20 protein-coding genes and 1 riboswitch are annotated in these 22682 nt (G+C 71.3%); of the genes, 13 read left to right on the forward strand and 7 right to left on the reverse strand.

Annotation, left to right across the window (positions count from 1 at the left end; genetic code table 11):
* The first annotated feature begins 24 nt into the window (after window positions 1-24).
* Both HUO13_RS10745 and HUO13_RS10750 read left to right on the forward strand, forming a co-directional pair.
* On the forward strand, window positions 25-717 hold the full coding sequence (locus tag HUO13_RS10745; RefSeq protein ID WP_211901256.1) for a hypothetical protein: 693 nt from the start codon (window positions 25-27) through the stop codon (window positions 715-717).
* 57 nt (window positions 718-774) lie between these two features.
* Window positions 775-1452, forward strand: a complete 678-nt coding sequence (locus HUO13_RS10750; protein WP_211901257.1) for a class I SAM-dependent methyltransferase — start codon at window positions 775-777, stop codon at window positions 1450-1452.
* Between the two features lie 299 nt (window positions 1453-1751).
* Here the strand turns inward: HUO13_RS10750 and asnB are convergent, their stop codons facing one another.
* Entirely contained in the window at window positions 1752-3680 is a 1929-nt protein-coding gene (asnB, locus tag HUO13_RS10755) for an asparagine synthase (glutamine-hydrolyzing) (protein ID WP_211901258.1), read from the reverse strand.
* Window positions 3681-4030: 350 nt separating this feature from the next.
* Between asnB and ctaC the strand changes: the two genes are divergently transcribed.
* From ctaC to HUO13_RS10770, 3 genes are all read left to right on the forward strand, one after another.
* Entirely contained in the window at window positions 4031-4963 is a 933-nt protein-coding gene (gene ctaC / locus HUO13_RS10760; protein WP_211901259.1) for an aa3-type cytochrome oxidase subunit II, read from the forward strand.
* A gap of 43 nt (window positions 4964-5006) precedes the next feature.
* Window positions 5007-5405 (forward strand): cytochrome c oxidase subunit 4, encoded by a 399-nt coding sequence (locus HUO13_RS10765; protein WP_211901260.1) that lies wholly within the window; start codon window positions 5007-5009, stop codon window positions 5403-5405.
* A 140-nt stretch (window positions 5406-5545) separates the two neighbouring features.
* Window positions 5546-5830 carry an Lrp/AsnC family transcriptional regulator gene (locus HUO13_RS10770; protein WP_211901261.1) on the forward strand — a complete coding sequence of 95 codons (285 nt, stop codon included), beginning with the start codon at window positions 5546-5548 and terminating at the stop codon, window positions 5828-5830.
* A 164-nt stretch (window positions 5831-5994) separates the two neighbouring features.
* Here HUO13_RS10770 and trpD read toward each other — a convergent pair whose 3' ends face one another.
* The 3 genes from trpD to HUO13_RS10785 all read right to left on the reverse strand — a co-directional run bounded on the left by trpD (window position 5995) and on the right by HUO13_RS10785 (window position 7974).
* The gene (gene trpD / locus HUO13_RS10775; protein WP_211901262.1) at window positions 5995-7041 is read right to left on the reverse strand and encodes an anthranilate phosphoribosyltransferase; all 1047 of its coding nucleotides are present in this window, start codon (window positions 7039-7041) and stop codon (window positions 5995-5997) included.
* Between the two features lie 28 nt (window positions 7042-7069).
* A complete protein-coding gene (locus HUO13_RS10780) occupies window positions 7070-7480 on the reverse strand; it encodes a hypothetical protein (protein ID WP_211901263.1) in 411 nt (136 codons plus the stop codon).
* A gap of 98 nt (window positions 7481-7578) precedes the next feature.
* Entirely contained in the window at window positions 7579-7974 is a 396-nt protein-coding gene (locus tag HUO13_RS10785; RefSeq protein WP_211901264.1) for a hypothetical protein, read from the reverse strand.
* A gap of 148 nt (window positions 7975-8122) precedes the next feature.
* Here HUO13_RS10785 and ctaE point away from each other — a divergent pair, with 148 nt between their 5' ends.
* From ctaE to qcrB, 4 genes are all read left to right on the forward strand, one after another.
* Window positions 8123-8734, forward strand: a complete 612-nt coding sequence (gene ctaE, locus HUO13_RS10790) for an aa3-type cytochrome oxidase subunit III (RefSeq protein ID WP_211901265.1) — start codon at window positions 8123-8125, stop codon at window positions 8732-8734.
* A gap of 64 nt (window positions 8735-8798) precedes the next feature.
* The gene (qcrC, locus tag HUO13_RS10795; protein ID WP_009943857.1) at window positions 8799-9605 is read left to right on the forward strand and encodes a cytochrome bc1 complex diheme cytochrome c subunit; all 807 of its coding nucleotides are present in this window, start codon (window positions 8799-8801) and stop codon (window positions 9603-9605) included.
* A complete protein-coding gene (qcrA, locus tag HUO13_RS10800) occupies window positions 9602-10732 on the forward strand; it encodes a cytochrome bc1 complex Rieske iron-sulfur subunit (RefSeq protein ID WP_211901266.1) in 1131 nt (376 codons plus the stop codon). Before qcrC ends, qcrA begins: the two co-directional genes overlap by 4 nt.
* A complete protein-coding gene (qcrB, locus tag HUO13_RS10805) occupies window positions 10729-12387 on the forward strand; it encodes a cytochrome bc1 complex cytochrome b subunit (RefSeq protein WP_211901267.1) in 1659 nt (552 codons plus the stop codon). Before qcrA ends, qcrB begins: the two co-directional genes overlap by 4 nt.
* A 121-nt stretch (window positions 12388-12508) precedes the next feature.
* On the opposite strand, the gene HUO13_RS10810 is transcribed toward qcrB, so the two are convergent.
* Window positions 12509-13297, reverse strand: coding sequence for a maleylpyruvate isomerase family mycothiol-dependent enzyme (locus HUO13_RS10810; RefSeq protein WP_211901268.1), 789 nt, complete (start codon window positions 13295-13297; stop codon window positions 12509-12511).
* 84 nt (window positions 13298-13381) lie between these two features.
* Window positions 13382-15100, reverse strand: a complete 1719-nt coding sequence (locus tag HUO13_RS10815) for a DEDD exonuclease domain-containing protein (RefSeq protein WP_211901269.1) — start codon at window positions 15098-15100, stop codon at window positions 13382-13384.
* Between the two features lie 350 nt (window positions 15101-15450).
* On the opposite strand from HUO13_RS10815, the gene HUO13_RS10820 reads away from it, so the two are divergent.
* From HUO13_RS10820 to HUO13_RS10830, 3 genes are all read left to right on the forward strand, one after another.
* Window positions 15451-16764 (forward strand): NYN domain-containing protein, encoded by a 1314-nt coding sequence (locus HUO13_RS10820; protein WP_249124639.1) that lies wholly within the window; start codon window positions 15451-15453, stop codon window positions 16762-16764.
* A 401-nt stretch (window positions 16765-17165) separates the two neighbouring features.
* A riboswitch (cyclic di-AMP (ydaO/yuaA leader) is annotated at window positions 17166-17319 on the forward strand.
* Between the two features lie 105 nt (window positions 17320-17424).
* Window positions 17425-18381, forward strand: coding sequence for a C40 family peptidase (locus HUO13_RS10825; protein WP_249124641.1), 957 nt, complete (start codon window positions 17425-17427; stop codon window positions 18379-18381).
* A gap of 128 nt (window positions 18382-18509) precedes the next feature.
* The gene (locus HUO13_RS10830) at window positions 18510-19826 is read left to right on the forward strand and encodes a basic secretory family protein (RefSeq protein WP_249124643.1); all 1317 of its coding nucleotides are present in this window, start codon (window positions 18510-18512) and stop codon (window positions 19824-19826) included.
* A 351-nt stretch (window positions 19827-20177) separates the two neighbouring features.
* On the opposite strand, the gene HUO13_RS10835 is transcribed toward HUO13_RS10830, so the two are convergent.
* Window positions 20178-21986, reverse strand: coding sequence for an AMP-dependent synthetase/ligase (locus HUO13_RS10835; RefSeq protein WP_211901271.1), 1809 nt, complete (start codon window positions 21984-21986; stop codon window positions 20178-20180).
* A 298-nt stretch (window positions 21987-22284) separates the two neighbouring features.
* Between HUO13_RS10835 and HUO13_RS10840 the strand changes: the two genes are divergently transcribed.
* A complete protein-coding gene (locus HUO13_RS10840; protein WP_211902810.1) occupies window positions 22285-22677 on the forward strand; it encodes a polyketide cyclase / dehydrase and lipid transport in 393 nt (130 codons plus the stop codon).
* The last annotated feature ends 5 nt before the right edge of the window (window positions 22678-22682 follow it).

Raw genomic sequence — 22682 nt, forward strand, 5'->3', positions numbered from 1 at the left:
TGTGCGCGGGTAATGTCCTCGTCCGTGCAGCCGCAACCGCCCCACGGGCAGAACCCGCAGCAGCAGGGCCAGTACGGCGCGCCGGGGCAGTACCCCCCGCAGTTCCAGGCGGGCCAGCAGTTCCCGGCCGCTCCGCAGGGTCAGCAGGACCAGTACGGCCAGCAAGGGCAATACGTCCAGCAGGGCCAGTACGGCCAGCAGTTCCAGGCCGGGCCGCAAGTCCCGGGCATGGCCGGGACGGCGCGGCCTGCCGGCGGCGCGACCGCCTACCTCGCCGGCGTCCTCGGAATCCTCGTGGCGCTGGTATCGCTGGGGTCGACGGTGTACGGCATGGTGACCATCGGCTTCTCGGACTACGCGTCCATCGTGGGATTCGTGCTCGTGCTGCCCCTGGTGGAGCTCGTCGTGGCGCTCGCAGGCTTCGTGCTGCTCTGCCTGGTCAAGACGCCGGTGGGACGGTGGCTGCTCGTCGGCGCGTGGTCGTTGTTGCTGCTGTACCAGACGTACGGCGTGATCCGCACGCTGGTCGAGTACGGCACCGAACCGCTCGGGTCCCCGAGCTATCTGGTTCCCGTCGCGATCAGGACGCTGGTTCTGGTGGGCGCGCTGGTTTTCGCGCTGCTGCCGGCCACCGGGCGGTTCCTGGCCGCGGCGAAGCTGAAGAAGCAGCAGCCGGTCCAGACCTGGGCTCCCCAGCCGCCCTACCCTCAGCAGTAGCTTCCGCATCGGCGCCTCCGAGAACGCTGGGGTCCGCGCCGCGACAGGAGAGGTCCCATGGCCGACATCGAGGAGCACGCGCGCAGGCTCGCGGCGGAGTCGCTTTCCACCGACGACCCGACGGGCTGGTTCGAGCGCCTCTACGCGCAGGCGGAGCGCGGCGAGGCCGCCGTGCCGTGGGATCGCGGAGCTCCGCACCAACTGCTCGCCGAGTGGTCCGCCGGACTGCGCGGCGAGGGCAGGCGCGCGCTCGTCGTCGGCTGCGGGTACGGCGCGGACGCCGAACTCCTGGCGAGCCTCGGTTTCCGCACCGACGCCTTCGACGTCTCGGCCACGGCCGTCGACGGCGCCAGGCTGCGGTTCCCCGGCTCACGGGTCCGCTACGCCGTCGCCGACCTGCTGGAACCGCCGGGCGAACGCGCGGGCGCGTACGACCTGGTCGTGGAAAGCCTGACCGTCCAGTCGCTGCCCGACACCCTGCGCGGCGGCGCGATCGCGGCGGTCCGGCGGTTCGTCGCCCCGGGCGGCACGCTGCTGGTCATCGCATCGGCGCGGGGCGAAGGACCGGTCGAGGGGCCGCCGTGGCCGCTCACCCGCGCGGAGGTCGAGTCGTTCGCCCGGGATGATCTCCACGTGGCACGGATCGAGGCGATCCCCGCCGAATCCGACCCCTCGGTCGTCCGCTGGCGCGCCGAGTTCCGGCGCTCCGACCAGGCGGCGTCGAGCACCTCGTAGCCCGCGACGACTCCGCTACGCCGATCGGGCGACATCGGGAACCTCGCGCACGCGAGCGCTGTCACATCGGTGATCTTCGGCTTTCGGGGCCGTGCGACCGGTGCGGGCGGGGACAGGGGCCGCTCGCCCGCACCGGTCCCCTCGGGGCTCCCGGCCCTGCGGCATTCCTCCCGGTACTCGGTGACGAGGCGGTCGAAACCGCCCGGCGATCCAGTCGTTGCCCGTGGTCGGCGCCGCGCGAAACGCAGGAGGGGCGCTCCCAGCGGGAACGCCCCTCCTCGTCTAGCCCCGGCTGGCCCTCAGAGCTTGACCGGGTAGTGCGGCTCGGGCACCTCCGGCGACAGCCGGCCCTCGATGAAGATGCCGTGCCAGAGCATGAACACCAGCAGCGCCCACAGGCGGCGGCTGTGGTCGAGCACGCCGGAGCGGTGCTCCTCCAGCAGCTGCAGCACCGCGGTGCGGTTGAGCAGGTGGTCGGTCTGGGACTGCTGGATGATGTTGCGCGCCCAGTCGTGCATCTCGTCGCGCAGCCAGTGCTTGATCGGCACCGGGAAGCCCAGCTTGCGGCGGTTGAGCACGTGCGCGGGCACCACCTGGTACATCGCCTGGCGCAGCGCGTACTTGGTGGTCTCCCTGGTGATCTTCTGCTCGAGCGGGATCGTGCTGGCGATCCGGAAGACCTCCGGGTCCAGGAACGGCACCCGCAGCTCCAGCGAGTTGGCCATGGTCATCTTGTCGGCCTTGACCAGGATGTCGCCGCGCAGCCAGGTGAACAGGTCCACGTGCTGCATCCGGGTCACCGGGTCCCAGCCGGAGGAGGTCCGGTAGGCCGCGGCGGTGACGTCCTTGTGCGAGACCCCCGGGTCGAAGCCGCGCATCACGTTGCGGAGCTGGTCGTCCCGGAAGATCCGGGCGTTGCCGTAGTAGCGCTCCTCCAGGCTCAGGGCACCGCGGCGCAGCAGGTCCTTGCCGCGCACGCCCTCCGGGATGGCGGTGGACACCCTGCCCATCGCCTTGCGCAGCGCACCCGGCACCTTCTCGAACGGCGCCAGCGACAGCGGCTCGCGGTAGATCGTGTAACCGCCGAACAGCTCGTCGGCGCCCTCGCCGGAGAGCACCACCTTGACGTGCTGGCGCGCCTCGCGCGCGATGAACCACAGCGGCACCAGCGCCGGGTCGGCCACCGGGTCGTCCAGGTACCAGACGATCAGCGGCAGCGTCTCCATCATCTCCTCGGCGGAGACGGTGCGGACCACGTGCTTGACGCCGATCGCCGCCGCCGACTCGGCGGCCACGTCGACCTCGGAATAGCCCTGGCGCTCGAACCCGGTGGTGAAGGTGATCAGGTTCGGGTTGTGCTCCTTGGCCAGCGCGGCGATCGCGGTCGAGTCGATGCCGCCGGACAGGAACGCGCCGACCGTCACGTCCGCGCGCATGTGCTTGGCGACCGAGTCGCGCATCACGTCGACGATCTCGTCGTGCATGCGCTTGGCGTCGGAGTCGCTGTGCAGCGTCCGCGAGCCGAAGTTCGGCTGGAAGTAGCGCTCGGTGACCAGCTGGCCACCCGGCGCGACGGTGAACGAGGTGCCGGACTCGATGCGGCGCACCTGCCGGTGCAGGGTCTCGGGCTCCGGCACGTACTGCAGCACCAGGTAGTGCTGCATGGCCCGGTGGTCCAGGTCCTCGGTGATCCGAAGCGTGTTGGCCAGGCTGAGCAGGCTCTTCTTCTCGCTGGCGAAGGCGATGCCGCCGGGGCCCTGGGCGTAGAACAGCGGCTTGATGCCGAAGGGGTCGCGGGCGCCGAAGACGACCTTGCGCTCGTTGTCCCAGACCAGGAAGGCGAACATGCCGCGCAGGCGCCCCACCATGGAGGTACCCAGGTAGTGGTAGGCCGCGACGATGACCTCGGTGTCGCCGTCGGTGTTGAACCGGGCGCCGAAGCGGTCCACCAGCTCCGCGCGCAGTTCGAGGTAGTTGTAGATCTCGCCGTTGAACAGCACGGTGTAGCGGCCCGGGTTCTCCGGCGGGCCCCAGCTCAGCGGCTGGTGGGAGTGTTCGAGGTCGATGATCGACAGCCGGTTGAAGCCGAAGACCAGCTCACCGCCATGCCAGGTGTCGCTCTCGTCCGGACCCCGGTGCCGCTGGCACCGCAGGGCGGTGGCCACGGCGTCGCGGGCGTGACCGGCGTTCTCTTCGGTGGGACAGACCAGTCCAAGCAGGCCGCACACGTGTCTCGGGCACCTCTCGTGTCGGCGGTGTGGGTTCGCTCCCCGGCGGGGAACCCCGAAGGTCGGGAAGTCCCCGGATCGGGATGCCCAGTATGCCGTTGCGCCGGTTGCCGCCCGCACGCGCGGGGGCCACACTCCGCCGGGAGCACCGCACCCGGCACTCGCCGCAGGTGATCTCGCTCTCCCGGGCGCGCGCGGGTGACCCTGCGGGGCGACCCCGGAGCAGTATCGCGGCTACTGCTGGGCTAGGCTTCGCCGCAGAATTCCGGCGGTGGATCGGCTCCCCCTGCGGGGGACGGGCGGGCGCGCATGCCGGATCGGTGAGTTTCGCAGCGAGGAGGCGTCGCGCAGTGGGCCTGAAGGAGGGGACCCGATTGCCACGGCTGGTCAAGGTCACTGGGCTGATCGGCCTGGTAGGTGTCGCGGCAACGGGCTGCACGACCAACGAGGTCCTGCGGTTCGGCTGGCCGCAGGGTGTCACCCCGCAGGCCGAGTCGATGCGCCAGCTCTGGACCTGGTCTGTGATCGCGGCTCTCGCGGTCGGTGTGCTCGTGTGGGGGCTGATCTTCTGGTCGGTCGCCTTCCACCGCAAGAAGAGCGAGGAGCTGCCCAGGCAGTTCCAGTACAACCTGCCGCTGGAGATCATCTACTCGGCGATCCCGTTCGTGATGGTCGTGGTGCTGTTCTACTTCACCGCGGTCACCCAGAACTACGTGCTGGCCAAGCCGGCCAACCCGGACGTCAAGGTCAACGTGGTGTCCTTCCAGTGGAACTGGGAGTTCAACTACCCCGGCTACAGGACGCCGGACGGGCAGCCGGTGCGGACCGTCGGCAGCAGCGAGGAGATCCCGCTGCTGGTGCTGCCGACCGACTCCAGCGTCGAGTACCACCTGTCGTCGACCGACGTCATCCACTCGTTCTTCGTGCCGGAGTTCCACTTCAAGCGGGACACCTTCCCGCACCCGGACAAGAACAACCAGGACAACGTCTTCCAGAACACGATCGACCGCGAAGGCTCGTTCGTCGGGCGGTGCGCCGAGCTGTGCGGCACCTACCACTCGATGATGAACTTCGAGGTCCGCGCGCTCTCGAAGGACAAGTTCGACCAGTACATGGGGCTGCGGACGCGCATCAACCCGCAGACCGGCAGCCCGTACACCGCCTCCGAGGCGCTCGGGGAGATGAAGTGCGGCGAGCTGTGCGCCCCGCGGGCGGTCACCGGCGTCCCGTTCGACACCGAGCGCACCGGCGGCAAGCCCTCGGGCATCGGGACAGCCAACTGAGGAGTGCCCTCGGCAGGGCGTACGGCGTGAGAGCGAGGACTCCATGAAGGTCGAAGCGAAGATCTTCAACTACATCACCTTCTTCTTCTTCCTGTCGGCGATCGTCTACGGGTTCTGGGCGAAGGAGCCGGTCGGCACCGTGGCGCTGATCCTGGTCGGCGGGCTGTCGCTGCTGATCGGCACGTACTTCCAGTTCGTGGCCCGGCGCATCGAGCCGCGTCCGGAGGACAACGACGAGGCCGAGATCAGCGACGGCGCCGGCGAGCTGGGCTTCTTCAGCCCGGGCAGCTACTGGCCGGTGGGCCTGGCCGCGGCCGCGGCGTTCGCCGGTGTCGCGCTGGCGTTCTTCCACGTGTGGATGATCGTGATCGCCGTCGCGGTGGTCCTGATCATGGTCGCGGGCCTGGTGTTCGAGTACCACACCGGACCGAACCACGACTGATCCAAGAGCAGACGGGCGAGGCCCCGGACCGACCGGTCCGGGGCCTTTCGCTGTCGCGGCGGCCCCACGCGCCCCGGCCCGCGGCACCCGGAGGCTCTAGGATCACGACTACCGCAGTGCCGCAGCAGGAGGGTTCCCCAGTGATCACCGCGATCGTGCTGATCCAGACCGCCGCCGAGCGCCTGACCGAGGCCGCTCAGGAAATCGCCGACCTGGAGGGCGTGGCGGAGGTGTACTCCTGCGCGGGCGACGTCGACCTGATCGCGGTCCTGCGGGTCAGCGACCACGAGAAGATCGCCGACATCGTGCCCGGCCGGATCAACAAGGTCACCGGTGTCCTCGACACCGACACCCACATCGCGTTCCGCTCGTACTCGCGCCAGGACACCGAGGCCGCCTTTTCGCTCGGCATGGAGGACGAGTGAGCGCGCACCGCGGGTGATGGCCGCAGGTGAGGGCCGTTGCGAGCCCTCACAGCTCGGCTGAGCGTCCGGCACGTGCTTGCGCGGCCTTCCCGGGCGTGCGGGCGTCCCGAAGCTTCACCGGCAGCGCTGGGCCGTACTGCGAGTCCGGGCCGCGGCCCGGACGTTCACTCGCTCTCGCGCATGATCTCGGTGGAGTGCTTCGCCCACCGGTCGAGCAGGTCGGCCGCCGCGCCGGAGTCGATCGCGGCCGCGACGCGCTCCAGGTCCGCTCCGAGCCTGCCGCGCAGCTCGGTGCCCGGACCCTCGAAGGCCGCCAGCGCACCCGCGGCGTTGAGCAGCACGGCGTCGCGCACCGGCCCGGCCTCACCGGCCACCAGCCGCCGCACCACGTCGGCATTGACCTCGGCGTCGCCGCCCTGCAGCTCGGCGGGCGTGCTGTAGCGGATGCCGAACTCGGCGGGGTCGATGCTCTCCTCGGTCACGGTGCCGTCCTGGACCACCCATACGGTCGTGGTGGTGGTCGTGGTGATCTCGTCCATGCCGTCGTCACCGCGGACCAGCAGGACGGACCCACCCCGGCCGGCGAAGACCTCGGCCATCACCGGCGCCATCCGCAGGTCGCCGCAGCCGATGAGACCGGCCGACGGGCGGGCCGGGTTGGTCAGCGGGCCGAGCACGTTGAACGCGGTGGGGATGCCGATCTCGCGGCGCGGGCCCGCGGCGTGGCGCATCGCCGGGTGGAACACCGGGGCGAAGCAGAAGCCGATGCCGAGCTCCTCCACGCAGCGCCGCACGCCGTCGGGCGGCAGGTCGATGGCCACGCCCAGCGCCTCCAGGACGTCGGCCGTGCCGCACTTCGACGAGGCCGCGCGGTTGCCGTGCTTGACGACCGGGACCCCGGCCGAGGCCAGCACGATCGAGGCCATCGTCGAGATGTTGACGCTGCCGGACCGGTCGCCGCCGGTGCCGACGATGTCCACCGCCCGGTGCCGGACCTCAAGCGGGCGGGAGTGGGAGAGCATGGCGTCGGCCATGCCGCGCACCTCCGCGGGGGTCTCGCCCTTCGCGCGCAGCGCGACCACGAAAGCCGCCACCCGCGCGGGCGTGGCCTCTCCGGTCATCACCAGGTCCATGGCCCAGGCGGTGTCCTCGGCCGAGAGGTCGTTCCCGGCCACCAGATGCCCCAGCAGTGCTGCCCAGCTTCCAGCCATGGTTCCCACGATCTCAGTTCCGTTCCGGTTACGCCCGGGCCGGCGGCCGGGCATGGGTGCGCAGCACCTCGGCGACCGTCTCCGCGGCGGAGATGGGGTCGAGCGGGTGCACGATGACGGCGTCGGCCTGCGACCAGGTCGCGAGCCATCGGTCGTCCTTGCGGCGCACCGCGACGATGATCGGCGGGCAGGGCTCGATCTCGTTCTTGAGCTGGCGGGACACGCCCATGCCCCCGGTCGGCTGGGCCTCGCCGTCGAGGATCACCAGGTCGGCGGTGCCCGCGTCGGCCTCGGTGAGCACGTCGGCGACGGTGCCCGCCTCGATGTAGTGCACGCGGGGCAGGTCCGGAGCCGGCCTGCGCCCGATAGCGGTGATGATCGCCTCCCGGACCTCCGGCTTGTGGCTGAACACCAGAACGGTCGTGGTCGGTGCGTTCATCACGTGCTCCCTCGCTGGCTCGGCGACGGCCGGGGCGGATCGTTCCCGGATGCTATCGGCTGCGCGGACCCGGGGAGTAGTCACCTGGGCGGATTCGATCAACCCGCCTCGGGCGGGGCGGGTTGCAGCGCGTCCCAGCCGAGCGCCCGGCCGCCCAGCCGCTGCGCGAGGCCCGCCATCCGCGAGCTCTCCTGTGAGCAATGCAACGCGTCGAGGACCTGAACACGGAGCGCGACCACGGTGCCCGGCTCCTCGGTATCGGGGTGTTCGCCCTGCTCAGCGGCCTCGCCGCTGGTCCGCAGCGTCCAGCCGTCGGGCGCGAGCAGTTCCCGGGCGGTGGCCACCTCGTGCCCGGGAACCACCAGGTAATGGCGCAGGACCGCGGGCTCCTCCGCACGCCACTGGGCCGAACGGGCCAACGCCGAGGACGCCGCCTCCGCCTCGTCGAACGCGCTGACCACGACCCGCAGCCCGGGGTCGTCGATGCTGATCACGGGCTGCTTCCGGGCGCGGAAGCGACCACTCACACGGGCTAGGGCTTTGCGGATGGCCTTCACGTTGTGTTACTCCCAGGTCGCAATCCGATCACCCGTCGACACACGCGCGGACCCGACGAGGCAACCGGAAAAGGTGCAAGACATAATGCGTCGCGTGACAACGGCAGCGCCCTCAATCAGTCAACGCGTGCACTCGCTGAACCGCCCGAACATGGTCAGCGTGGGCACCATCGTTTGGTTGGCCAGCGAGCTGATGTTCTTCGCTGGGCTCTTCGCCATGTTCTTCACGGTGAAGGCGCAGAACGAGGGCGAGTGGCCGCCACCGCCCACCCACCTGAACCTCCCGTACGCCCTCCCGTTCACGATCATCCTGGTGGCGTCCTCGTTCACCTGCCAGTGGGGCGTGTTCGCGGCCGAGCGCGGAGACGTCTACGGACTCCGCCGCTGGTACGTCATCACGCTGATCATGGGAACGGTCTTCGTGCTGGGGCAGGCGGGCGAGTACTACCAGCTCGTCGCCGAGCACGGCACCACGATCGCGTCGTCGGCCTACGGGACGGTCTTCTACATGACGACCGGCTTCCACGGCCTGCACGTCATCGGCGGGCTGATCGCGTTCATCTTCCTGATCGTCCGGACGAGGCTCAGCAAGTTCACCCCGGCGCAGGCCATCGCGGCCATCGTCGTGTCGTACTACTGGCACTTCGTGGACATCGTGTGGATCGGGCTGTTCGCCGTGATCTACCTCGTGCCCTGACCGTCTTCGCAGACGAGGTCGTTTCCGAAACACCCCGAACCTGACAGCAAGGGTTGCCGCACTCATGACCACCATCAAGAAACGGAACCGCGCGGGCTCGAAGCTACGTCGGCGGATCTCCGGTGCGCTGGCGCTGGGCATCGCCCTGATCAGTGCCGGCGGGCTCTACACCGTCCTGACCCCCGAGCCCCAGACCGCGCACGCCGCGGCGGACCCGGCCCTGGTCAGGCAGGGCGAACAGCTCTACAGCAACGCCTGCATCAGCTGCCACGGCTCCAACCTGCAGGGCGTGCAGGACCGCGGGCCGAGCCTGGTGGGCGTCGGCGAGGCGGCGGTGCACTTCCAGGTCGCGACCGGCCGGATGCCCATGGTCCGCCAGGAGGCGCAGGCCATGCGCAAGCCCCCGAAGTTCTCGCCGGAGGAGATCGACGCCCTGGCGGCGTATGTTCAGACGTACGGGGGTGGACCGGAGTCGCCGAAGCAGACCGGCGAGCAGCTCTGGGGCGCCAACCCCGCTCGGGGTGGTGAGCTGTTCCGGCTCAACTGTGCCTCGTGCCACAACTTCACGGGCCGCGGCATCGCGATGTCGTCCGGCAAGTACGCGCCGAACCTGCACGAGGCAACCGAGCAGGACATCTACAACGCGATGCTCACCGGACCCCAGAACATGCCGAAGTTCTCCGACCGGCAGCTCACCCCGGAGGAGAAGAAGGACATCATCGCCTACGTCAAGTCGGTGAGCAACGGCAACAACAACCCGGGCGGCAACGACCTGGGTGGTTACGGGCCGGCATCCGAGATGGTGATCGCCTGGGTGGTCGGGATCGGCGCGCTGATCGGCATCACCCTGTGGATCGGAGCCAGGGCATGAGTGAGCAGCAGCAGAGGGAATACACCGAGGCCGAGCTGGCCGAGATGAGCCGCGACGAGAAGGTCCGGCTCGGGGTGGCGCTCGACGACGTCGAGCTCGTCGAGTACCGCGACCGCTGGCCGGTCAAGAACACCCGCGCCGAGCGCCGCGCCGAGCGCGCGGTCGCCGCGTGGTTCATGCTCGCCGGCCTGTCGGCGCTGGCATTCCTGGCCGCGTTCATCTTCTGGCCCTGGGGCTACGCCGACCCGCTGAGCCAGCCGCGCGAGTACTTCATCTACTCGCTCTACACCCCGCTGGTCGGGACCTTCCTCGGCCTGTCGGTGATCTCGGTCGGCTTCGGCGCGGTGCTCTACGCCAAGAAGTTCATCCCGCACGAGGTCGCGGTGCAGCAGCGCCACGACGGCCACGCCTCCGAGGAGGTCGACCGCCAGACCGCGGCCGCCCTGCTGGCCGACGCGGGCGACCGCAGCGGCATCGCCCGCCGGTCGATGATCAAGCGCACCGCCGGGTTCGGCGTGGGCGCGCTGGGCCTGGGCGCCGGCGTGGTTGCCATCGGCGGGTTCATCCGCAACCCGTGGGCCAACGAGGGCCCGGAGTCGCTCCAGCACACCCCCTGGCTGTCGGAGAACGGCGAGAAGGTCTACCTGCGCCGCAGCACCGGCAACTCGCACGACGTCTCCCTGGTGCGCCCGGAGGACATCGACGCGGGCGGCTTCGAGACGGTCTACCCGTTCCGCGAGTCCGAGCGCCACGACGAGCACGCGCTCAGCGCGGCCATGCGCAAGGGCGACGCGCCGGTCATGCTGATCCGCCTGCGCCCGGGCAGCGCGCCCGTCAAGCGCAAGGGCCAGGAGGACTTCAACTACGGCGACTACTACGCCTACTCGAAGATCTGCACGCACGTCGGCTGCCCGACCTCGCTGTTCGAGCAGCAGACCGGCCGGTTGCTCTGCCCCTGCCACCAGTCGCAGTTCGACGTGGTCAACACCTACGCCAAGCCGGTCTTCGGTCCCGCCACCCGGTCCCTGCCCCAGCTACCGATCACGGTGGACGAAGAGGGATATTTTGTGGCGAAGCACGACTTCATCGAGCCGGTCGGCCCGGCCTACTGGGAGCGCAAGGCATGAGTTCGATCACCACGCCCACGAAATCAGAGAGCGCCGCCTACAAGAAGGCGGCCACGGCCGCGGACGAACTCGACCAGCGCTTCCAGTTCGCCAAGGGCATGCGGCGGCAGCTGAACAAGGTCTTCCCGACGCACTGGTCGTTCCTGCTCGGTGAGATCGCCCTCTACACCTTCATCCTGCTGCTGCTGACCGGTGTCTACCTGACGCTGTTCTTCGACCCCTCGATGGAGGAGGTCGTCTACGACGGCGTCTACCGGAACCTGCAGGGCGTCGAGATGTCCAAGGCGTTCGCGAGCACCCTGGACATCTCGTTCGAGGTCCGCGGCGGTCTGTTCATCCGGCAGCTGCACCACTGGGCCGCGCTGATCTTCGTCGCCTCGATGATGGCGCACATGGCGCGCATCTTCTTCACGGGTGCGTTCCGCAAGCCGCGCGAGAGCAACTGGACCATCGGCGCGCTGCTGCTGATCCTGGGCATGTTCGAGGGCTTCTTCGGCTACTCGCTGCCGGACGACCTGCTCTCCGGCACCGGTATCCGCGCGACCCTGTCGGGCATCGTGCTCTCGATCCCGCTGCTGGGCACCTGGCTGCACTGGGCGCTGTTCGGCGGCGAGTTCCCCGGCATGGAGATCATCCCGCGCCTGTACGTGCTGCACGTGCTGCTCATCCCGGGCATCATGCTCGGCCTGATCGCGGCGCACCTGGCGCTGGTCTGGTACCAGAAGCACACCCAGTTCCCGGGCGTGCGGCGCAAGGAGTCCAACGTCGTCGGCATCCGGATCATGCCGACCTTCGCGGTCAAGGGCGGTTCGCTGTTCGCGGTGGTCACCGGCGTCCTGGCGATCATGTCCGGGATCTTCCAGATCAACCCGATCTGGAACCTCGGCCCGTACAACGCCTCGCAGGTGTCGGCCGCCTCGCAGCCCGACTGGTACCTGGCCTGGGCCGACGGCATCCTGCGCGTCTGGCCGGCGTGGGAGCTCTACCTCGGGCCCTACACCGTTCCGCCGGTGTTCTTCGCCGGTGCCATCGGCATGGGCATCCTGTTCACCCTGCTGATCGCGTACCCGGCGATCGAGCGGAAGCTGACCAAGGACGACGCGCACCACAACCTGCTGCAGCGTCCGCGCGACGTGCCGGTGCGCACCAGCCTCGGCATGATGGCGCTGACGTTCTTCATGGTGCTGATGATCTCGGGCAACAACGACGTCATCGCGTTCGTGTTCAACATCTCGCTGAACGCCATGACGTGGTTCGGCCGGCTGGGCCTGCTGCTGCTGCCGCCGATCGCCTACTACCTCACCTACCGGATCTGCCTGGGTCTGCAGCGGGCCGACCGCGAGGTGCTGGAGCACGGCGTGGAGACCGGCATCATCAAGCGGCTGCCGCACGGTGAGTTCATCGAAATCCACCAGCCGCTCGGCCCGGTGGACGAGCACGGCCACCCGGAGGAGCTGCCCTACCAGGGCGCTCCGGTGCCGAAGAAGATGAACAAGCTGGGCGCGGCGGGCCACCCGGTGCCGGGCAGCCTGCTCAAGCCGGACCCGCAGGAGGAGACCGAGGCGCTGGAGCGTGCGCTGCACGAGGACGCCGAGCGCGAGCGCGAGGAGCGCGAGCAGCGCGAGCTGATCTCGGGCAAGCCCAAGGTCGACTGACCTGGTTCGAGCGAGAGGGCCCCGGCACGGATGCCGGGGCCTTCTTCGCGTGCGACGGCTGCGGCGGGTCGGGCGGCGCCGCGGTGGCCGCCGGAGATCGGTTCCGGGTCCCGTGCGGCCGTCAGAACAGCACCCGCGCCGCCCTGATCGGGTCCGCGACGCCGCTGTCGCCCCGCATCACCGTCAGGTCGGGCGAGGTGCGGCCGGACAGGCCGCGCAGGACGTCCATGGCGTCGCCCTCGACGGTGGCCTCGGGGGCGTCGTCGCCGATCCGCCAGTCGCCGTTGACCAGGCCGGAGAGCTCCAGCACGAAGGGCGGTCCGGCCCATTCGTCGTCGAGGTCGCGCAGCACCTGTTCGGCGACCCCGAGGTCGTGGGGGTGCATCGCGAACGTGCGCCCGGTCGCCCGGCAGATGTCGACGCGGTGCATCCACATGTCGCGGGTGAGGATGACGTCGACGACGTAGCCCAGCGACAGCGGTGGCACGTCTGGGTAGCCGGTGTCGAACCGGAGGTCGCGCGCCTGCTCGGGCATCTCGGGCAGCGCCTGGAGCACCTGCGGCCACAGCCGGTCGAACTCGGCGAGGAGCTCGTCGTCGGGCCGGTCCCGCCAGGCGTCGACGGCCACCTCGTTCATGGCGTCCAGGCGGGGGCGCCCCGCGTACCTGGCGGCGCCCTCCCGGACGCGCCGGGCGAGCAGCTCGGTGTCGAGCGCGTTCTCGGCGTTGCCGACCAGGTGGGCGACGACGTCGTGCACGTTCCAGCCGGTGCACTCGGTCGGCCGCCGCCACTCCTCGGGCGTCAGCGCGCCGAGCAGGTCGCGCATCGCGTCGACCTCGGGTAGCAGGAGGTCGGCGGCGTGGTCGTGATCGGTGCGCGCGACGTCGTGGGCCCGGACGATGGTGGTCATGGTTCTGTCCCCCGATCGACCCCCAGACACCTCCATGGAAGACCTCGGGTGGCGGTCCGGGCAAGGGGATGGCCCAGGCTCGGCTCAGTCCACGGCGGCGTAGGGGGTGCGGCCGCTGACGGCGCGTTCCAGCCAGGTGTGCCACGCTCCCGCGCCCCGCGCGGGCTCCGCCCACGGCTGGGAGCAGCGGACCATCCTGGTGCCTCCGGTGGTCAGCCAGCGGTGGACGACCCGCACCTCGTCGGGCGAGGCGCCACGCAGCGGCCCGGCCCCGGCGGTGACGGTCTCCGCCGACGCCTGGAGCAGGTCGACCACCGGCATCGGCGGGACGCCGCGGCGCGCGGTGCCCGCGGCGGCCAGCCTGCCGTGGCGGACCACGGCCAGGTGCCAGCCGCCGCGTCCGTCGGACCGGGCGGCGACCAGCTCCGGGACGGCGGCCAGCGCCGCCAGCCGCTGTCCGCGGTCCAGGGACCGCACCAGCGCGGCGAGCCGGTCGCGGTGCACGGCGGCGTCCTCGAACCGCTGCGCCTGCGACAGGCGCTCCAGCTCGGTGCGCAGGCGGTGCAGCACGCCGGTGCCGAGCCCCGCGACGACGTCGCTGATGGCGATCACCTCCGGCGCGTAGTCCTCGGTGCTCTGCAACCCGGCGCAGGGCGCGGCGCAGCGCTGGAGCTCGTACAGGGCGCACGGACGGCCGCGCGGGTCCTTGGCGGGGATGCGTTCGGTGCACCGCCGCACCTTGGTGGCCTCCTGGAGCGCGTCCACGGCGTCGGCGGCGGCCCGCCGGGAGGCGAACGGCCCCAGTGCGGACCGCCGAGGCGCGCGCACGACGGAGAGCCGGGGGAACGGCTCGTCGGTGAGCACGACCCACCACGCCCGCTGCGGGAACTTCGACCGCCGGTTGTAGCGGGGCTGGTGCGCGGCGAGCAGCCGCAGCTCGCGCACCTCCGCCTCCAGGGGATGGGCGCAGACGACGTGGTCGATCCGCTCGGCGAGCCCGACCATCTCCTTGATCCGGCTGCGCTTCTCACCCGCGGTGAAGTACTGCCGCACGCGTCTTCGCAGGTCGGTGGCGGTACCGACGTAGAGCACCTCGTCGCTGGGCCCGCGGAACAGGTACACGCCGGAGGCGTTGGGCAGCGCGTCGGCCAGCCCGCGCTTGCGCCTCTGCAGCGGGGTGACGTCCGGCAGGTGCCCGAGCAGGTCCTCCAGCGTGCGCACGCCGATCGGGCCGAGCCGCTCGAGAAGGGCGTGCAGGACGTCGACGGTCGCGCGGGCGTCGTCGAGCGCCCGGTGCACCGGCTCGGTGCGCGCCCCCAGCACGCCGGCGAGCGTGCCGAGCCGGTAGTTGGGGGTCTCGTCCCTGGTCAGTACGCGGCGGGCCAGCCGGACCGTGCACACCACCTTCGGCTTGGGCCAGCGCAGGCCGAGCCGCTCGCAACCAGCGCGCAGGAACCCGGTGTCGAAGGGCGCGTTGTGCGCCACCAGGACGCTGCCCCGGCAGAACTCCAGGAACGCCGGGAGCACCGAGTCCAGGCGCGGCGCGTCGCGCACCATGGCCTCGGTGATGCCGGTGATGGTCACCACCGAGGGCGGGATGTCGCGCTCCGGGTCGACCAGCGTCTGGAACTCCCCGACCACCTCGCCGCCGCGCACCTTGACCGCGCCGATCTCGGTGACCGCGTCCTGGGCGTTGCTGCCGCCGGTGGTTTCCAGGTCGACGACCACGAAGGTGACCTCGTGCAGCGGGACCTCGACCTCGGGGACGATCTCGTCGAAGCTGAGCTGGGCGTGGGCGGTCATCGGTGATCACGCTAGCGGGACACCACGACACCGCCGCCCGCGACGCCGCGTGCGGCGCCCGGCCGCGCGGCAGGGGCGCTACCGATCGCGACGCCGCCATCACCGCCGGCAAGCCGCCTTCGGTCGTGATCACCGCCCGCGGGCATGGTGGACACTCGCGGCGACCGCGTGATCACCAGCCGCGTATGCCCTGCGACGGTGCCGGAGGGCGGCCCGCCCGAGCGGCGAAAACTCCGGACGCGGGTGCCGGCGGCCCGGTGGATGCGCTCGAAGCCCGCTGCTGCGACTAGCCTGTGGGGGTGGCACCACCGACGCCCGGGGAGCAGTCCCCCGCACCTGACGAGTCTGCTGTGGACAGTGCACAGCAGACCCCTGGCGTGCGGGTCGACTGGGACGGGCTCGCCGGGCCGCTGCGTTCCCGGCTGGCCGAGCTCGCGGCCGATGCGCTGGGGGAGATGCGCGCGGCCGACGTGCCCGCCCAGCTGCGCCCGGTGGTGCGCTTCGCGCCCGCCAAGCGCGCGAAGCTCGGCCAGGGGGCGTTGATCGCCGCGCTGCGCGACTCTGCGGTCTTCCGGACCGCGGTCGTCGACTGGTGCCGGGGAGAGCGGCCCGAGGCGCTGAGCCTCACCGACGACGACCCGCTCGTCGTCGCGGCCGCCGCCGTCCTGCAGGAGGCCCCGGTCGCGGCGCACTACGTCGAGCTCGTCGCGCTGCGCACCGAGCAGGGCCAGCTCCGCGGTGAGCGGGACTCGGCGGCGACGCGGGCGGACAAGCTCGCCGCCGAGGCCGAGCGCCTGCGGGCGGAGCTGGCGGAGGCGAAGGTGGCCGTGGAGCGCGCCTGCGGGCAGAGCAGCGCGGAGGCCGACCGGCTCCGCAAGCGCCTGCGCGAACAGGGCGTGCGGCTGAAGGAGGCCAAGGACGAGGCCGAGGCGGCGCGTACCGACCTGGAGCGGGTGCGCGAGGACGCCGACGCGGCGATCTCGGAGATCGCCGCCGAGCGCGACCGCGAGCTGGCCCGCGCCCGGGAGGAGCGGTTGCGCGCCGACCGCGCGGCGGCCGACGCCGAGACCGCGCGCCACTCGGCGCGGGAGGCGAGGCAGGGCGACGAGGTGCGGCTGGCGTTGCTGCTGGAGACGCTCGACGGCGCGCTCGGCGGACTGCGCAGGGAGCTCGGCGCGACCGGCAGCGGCCCGCGTCCGGCCGACGTCGTGCAGCGCGTGCGGTCGCACTCCGGTGCCACTGGCCAGGTGCAGGACGTGGCGGCGCTGGACCGGTTGCTGGCGCTTCCCGCGGTGCATCTGATCGTGGACGGCTACAACGTCACCAAGACCGGCTACCCCGAGCTGCCGCTGGCCGACCAGCGCGACCGCCTCGCGCACCAGCTCGCGGCGCTGGCCGCGCGCACCGGCGCGGAGGTCACGGTGGTCTTCGACGGTGCCGACGTGCTCGCGGTGCCCGCGGCCGGGCCGCGCGGGGTGCGGGTGCTGTTCAGCGAACCCGGTGTGCAGGCCGACGATGTGATCCGCGATCTCGTCGCCGCCGAGCCGCAGGGCAGGCAGCTCGTCGTGGCGACGTCGGACCGCGCGGTGGTCGAGTCGGTGCGCCGTCGCGGTGCTTACGCGGTGCCGTCGGCGATCCTGCTGTCCCGGCTCCACCGCGTCTGACCACCGTCGGGTTCCGGCGCCTGCGCTGGGAGTCCGGACGCGGAGCCGGAGTTTCCGCCGCCGCCAAGGGGATTTCGCCGAACAGACCCTCCGGCGCGGGGTCCGGGCAGGCGGGAGGGGACGGGCGCGCGGTTCGGCGCCGGATCGCTACCGCTGGGCGAGTGGCCGATCTCATAGGCCGGTGACAGCACGGGTAGCCGGTTCCCGCAAGCGTTGGCAGCGCAATCACAAGGCCAGGTAGAAGCCCTGCTGGTAGCGCTACCGTGAGCACACGAATCTCCTCCGTTAGATACCTTGCGCTCTGGTTCACATATTTATGGCCCCACTTCTGGACGCCGCGGCTCACCTTTCGTAACCTAACCGGGACTTCGCGGCGATCAGCTTCCCAAACCGGGCGGCTCCGCGAGTCGCCGCCGAATCGGCTTTGTCGGGGAGCCGAGCCGGGGAACCAACCCGTGGGGTGAATCCGGTCCGGGTGTGCGGAGCATGCCCGCTGGTAGGGCAGCTTCGAGCCCGAACCCGTCAGCTCACCCGGCAGGCGGTCGGAGCAGACGAAGGAGCATGCGCGACGTGGCGTCGCACCGACTGAAGCGCTCATTGCGCGGAGCACTCACCGCTACCGCGGTCGCGGCCGCCGTTGGCATGTCGACCGCGCCGGCGATGGCGGACCCCCCGCTTCCCGACAACGCCTCGGACGCCGCAAAGCAGGTTCGTGAGCTCACGCACCAGGCAGAGCGGCTGACCGAGGAGAAGAAGAAGGCAGAAGAGGACCACGACGCCAAGAAGGCCGAGCTCGGTCGCGCCAACGCCGAGGCGGCCCAGGCCGAGCAGGTCGCGAACCAGGCGCGGGCGGAGGAAGAACGCTTCCGCGGCCAGGTCGACCGGCTCACCAACGCCTCCTACCAGGGCGCGCGGCTGAACAAGCTCTCCGCGCTGCTGGTCAGCGAGTCCCCGGACGACTTCCTGGACCGCGCGTCGGCGCTGGACGTGCTGGCCAAGGACAACAACGACGCGGTGAAGCGGCTTTCCGCCGCCGTCGACCAGGCCGAGGCCGCGGAGTCGCGGGCGCACGACGCCCGCAACCGCGCCGTGCAGGCCGAGACCGACGCCGGCCGTCTCGCGGGCGACCTCGCCCGCAAGGAGACGGAGATGCGGGCCGCGATCGACAAGGCCGAGCAGCGCTACAACCAGCTCAGCGGCGAGGACCAGGACTCGCTCAAGGGCGACGGCGAGACCAGCTACAACGGTCCGATCGACGGTGCGGGCGCGGCAGCGTCCGCGGTGCGCGCGGCGCTGAGCAAGACCGGTTCGCCCTACGTCTACGGCGCCAAGGGTCCGAGCAACTTCGACTGCTCCGGCCTGATGCAGTGGGCGTACAAGCAGGCCGGCGTCAGCATCGGCGGCAGCACCGGCACCCAGAAGACCGAGGGCCGTTCCGTCTCGGCAGGCGACCTCAGGGCCGGTGACCTGATCTTCTACTACGACAGCCAGAGCCACGTGTCGATGTACATCGGCAACGGCAAGGCGGTGCACGCGCCCACCACGGGCGACGTGGTGAAGGTCGCCGACTACAAGAGCATCGGTGACGTCAACGGGATTCGCCGAGTCGTCGGCTGACGACCGCAGTTCCATCGGGAGGGACCGGCATCGTGCCGGTCCCTTTCGTGTGACACGGGGTTCCGCGGCCTGCGATACCGGGTGATCGCGGCGGGCTCCGGTCCCCGCCCCGGCCTACGATCCGCGCTGTGCCAGGCCACGGGACGTTGCGCGGGTGGGTGGCCGCGGCCGCCGCCGCCGCGGTCGTCGCCGGCCTGTCGGTGATCTCGCTGCCCGGTGACGGCAGTCCGCCGCGCCCCGGGCCGGAACGCCTGGCCGGACGGCAGCCGCGGGCTCCCGTGGACCCCCGGACCGCCGCGGTCCGCGCGCTGCTGGAGCGGCGCGCCGCCGCGCTGCGGGCGCGTGACGAGCTCTCGTTCCTGTCCTCAGTGGACCCCAAGGCGCCGACCGACTTCCACGACCGGCAGCGGGCGCTGTTCCACAACCTCGCCGAGGTGCCGCTGTCCCGTTGGGCCTACCACGTCGACGCCGCCGACGTGCTGCCGTCGGCTCCCGTGCCGCCGGTGCCCGGTGACGAGGTCTGGGCACCCCGGGTGAGCCTGGAGTACGCGCTGCAAGCCGTCGACACCGTGCCGACCCGCCGCACGATGGGCTACCTGTTCGTCCGCCGCGGCGACTCCTGGTACCTGACCTCCGACGACGCGCTGGAAACCCGGGGACGTCCGACCTGGCGCGGTCCCTGGGACTTCGCGTCGTGCCGCACCACGACCACCGCGGGGGGACTGGTCGTCGGCCACGACGACAACCGCGAACTGGTCGAGCGGGTGGCGGGCATGCTCGACGAGTCGGCCGACCGGGTCAGCCGGGTCTGGGGCACCGACTGGCCGCGGCGGGTCGCGGTGCTGCTGCCCAGCACCAGCGACGAGCTGCGGGCGCTGGTCGGCCCTGAGTTCGCCGTGGACGGCATAGCGGCGGTCGCCGTGGCCGACGGCGTGGACACCGCGGCCCGGCGCGTGGAAGGGCCGCGCATCGTGCTCAACCCGATCACCGCGGCCGGGCTCTCCGACACCGCGCTGGGCGTGGTGCTGCGGCACGAGATCACCCACGTCGCCGCCCGCGCCGACACCGTCGACGGCGCCCCGATGTGGATGCTCGAGGGCTTCGCCGACTACGTCGGCTACCGCGACAGCGGGATCGCGCCGGCGCAGGTGGCTCCGGAGCTGGTGCGGCAGGTCCGCGGCGAGGGGCCGCCCGCGGGGCTGCCGTCGGACCGGGACTTCCACCTGGCGGGGCGGCGGCTGGACCTGGCCTACCAGCAGGCGTGGTCGGTCGTCGGCTACCTGGCGGGCCGGGTCGGGGAGCAGCGGCTGGTGCTGCTCTATCGGCGCGTCGCGGGCTCCAGCTCACCGGAGGCGGTGGACCTCGCGCTGCGCGAGGTGGCGGGGATGAGCACCGGGCAGCTCCTCGACGGCTGGCGCGAGCACCTGCTCCGCACCTTCGGTTGAGCGAGGCCGCGCGGAGCGTGGTTTGCATAGCAGTGCGGGGAGCCGACCTTCAGTACCTGTCTTCGAACTCGCCTTGCGTGGCGGTGTCGGTGGCGGAACCTCAGGCGCCCTCTGGCTCCGGGATCTTTTTCTGACGTATCGCTCATACGCGGCGAAAAAGCTGTCCTCGCCAGAGGACGCCTGAGAACCCGCGGCGGTGTGGGTTGCGGGGGTGGGCCAAGCGGCTGCGCCGCTTCGAAGACCAGAAACTGACTCTCAGGCGGTGCCGGTTGCGAGGGTGGGTGCCGCTCATGAAAAGACGACCCGGCCGGCCCGCTCGGGTGCGGACCGGCCGGGACGGACGTGAGCGCGTCAGGCGTAGATCGACTCGATCGTCTGCGCGTGGTTCTCGGCGACCTTGTTGCGCTTGAGCTTCATGCTCGGGGTGAGCTCGCCGGTGGCCTCGGTGAAGTCCTCCGGCAGGATGCGGAACTGCTTGATCTGCTCGGCCCGCGAGACCGCCTTGTTGGCCTCGTCGATCGCCTTCTGCACCTCGGCGCGCAGCTCCGGGTCGTCGACCAGCTCGGCGGCGGTGGTGGTCTCCTTGCGCCCGTGGTTGGCCAGCCACGACGGCAGGAACTCCGGGTCGATGGTGACCAGCGCGCCGATGAACGGCTTCTTGTCACCGACGACCATGCACTGGCTGATCAGCGGGTGCGCCCGCAGGTGGTCCTCGAGTACCGCCGGTGCCACGTTCTTGCCGCCCGCGGTGACGATGATCTCCTTCTTGCGGCCGGTGATCCGCAGGAAGCCCTCGTCGTCCAGCGACCCGAGGTCGCCGGTGTGGAACCAGCCGTCCTCCAGCGACTCCTTGGTCGCGGTCGGGTTGTTCCAGTAGCTGCGGAACACCACGTCGCCCTTGATCAGGATCTCGCCGTCCTCGGCGATGCGGACGGTGGTGCCCGCGACCGGGCGGCCGACCGTGCCGATCTTGAAGGCGCTCTCGACGTTGACCGTCGCGGCGGCGGTGGTCTCGGTGAGCCCGTAGCCCTCCAGCACGGCGACGCCGATGCCGCGGTAGAAGTGCGCCAGCCGCTCGCCCAGCGGCGCACCGCCGGACACCGCGGCGATGCAGCGGCCGCCGAGCGCGGCGCGCAGCTTGCCGTAGACGAGCTTGTCGAAGGCGAGGTGCTTGAGCCGCAGGCCGATGCCCGCGCCGCCGTCGTCGTGGGCCTTGCTGTGGGCGACGGCGGTCTCCTCGGCGAGGTCGAAGATCCGGCCCTTGCCGTCGGCGTGCGCCTTCTGCTTGGCGGTGTTGTAGACCTTCTCGAACACGCGCGGGACCGCCAGCACGAACGTCGGCCGGAACGAGCCGAGGTCGCTGATCAGGTCCTTGACGTCGCCGGTGTGGCCGAGCGTGGTCCGGCCGTAGATGCAGCCGATCGCCACCGCGCGGGCCAGCACGTGGGCCAGCGGCAGGAACATCAGCATCGAGTTGCCCGGCTGCATCAGCTGCGGGAACGCGTTGATCTCGGCCCGCGCCTCGGCCAGCAGGTTGCGGTGGGTCAGCTCGCAGCCCTTCGGCCGGCCGGTGGTGCCGGAGGTGTAGATCAGCGTCGCGAGCTCGTCGGCGCCGACCTCGCGGCGGCGCTGGTGGGCCTCGCGGTCGTCGATGCCCGAGCCCAGCGCGGTCAGCTCGTCCACCGCGCCTGCCGCGCCGCCGTCGGTCGGGCCGTCGATCTGCCACACGTGGCCGACGTCGGGGAGCCGGTCGACCACCGCGTCGATCTCGGCGCGGTGCGCGGCGGTCTCCACGAAGGCGGCCTTGGCCCCGGAGTCGGTGAGGATCCATTCGACCTGGTCGGCGGAGGAGGTCTCGTAGATCGGCACGGTGGCGCAGCCCGCGGCCCAGATGGCGAAGTCCAGCAGCGTCCACTCGTAGCGGGTCTTGGACATCAGCGCGACCCGGTCGCCGCGCTGCAGGCCCGCGGCGATCATGCCCTTGCTGACGGCCAGCACCTGGGCGGCGAAGTCCGCGGCGGTGACGTCGATCCAGGTGCCGTCCACCCGGCGCCGGAAGCTCACGGTGCCACCGAAACGTTCCGCGTTGGCCCACACCATGTCGGTGAGGTTCTCGTCGTCTGCCACCTTCGCCGTGGCTGGGACGCTGAACTCTCGCACGTCGAAACCTCCGAAAACACGCCTTTGGTCGGGGCACAACCTAACGCCGATAGTTACCGAGCGGTAGTCCCGGTTTTGCTACCCCCGGCGCATGGTGGGGGTCGTTGATCCTTCCGGAAGCTTGCCATGCGCCAGCCCAGGTCGCTGGCGGTGCGTGGGCACCGTCACCGCACGGATGGGGCAGGTGAGCCCGCGCCTCCGCGCTCGGGCCGCCGCGGCTCGCATCCGCGCCGTGGCCCGCCCGCTCACCCGGCGGGACGGCGTCCGCACGCGCCGGGCGGGATGGCAGGCTGTGGGCATGCCCGCGATCGACGTCTCCGACGAGGTCTTCATCGCCGCCGCGCCGGGCGCGGTCGCCGAGCGCTTCGCCGACCCGGCGCGGCACCGGCGCTACTGGCCAGACCTGGTGCTGCGCGTCGAGGAGGCCAGGGGCGTCAAGGGCGTGCGCTGGAGCATCGCGGGCCCGCTGACCGGCACGATGGAGGTGTGGCTCGAGCCGGTGCTCGACGGCACGGTGCTGCACTACTTCCTGCGCGCCGACCTGCCCGCGGGCGTCCGCAGGTCGGCTGCCACCGAGGCGAGACGCCGCCGGCTGGCGGCCCGCGCGGTCGCGTTCGCGCTCAAGGACCAGCTCGAGTCGGGTCGTGCGCCGGGCTGCCCGCCGGCGCTAGTTTCGGATCAGGTGCACTGAGCAGG

Source organism: Saccharopolyspora erythraea (assembly GCF_018141105.1).
GTDB classification, from domain to species: Bacteria; Actinomycetota; Actinomycetes; order Mycobacteriales; family Pseudonocardiaceae; genus Saccharopolyspora_D; species Saccharopolyspora_D erythraea_A.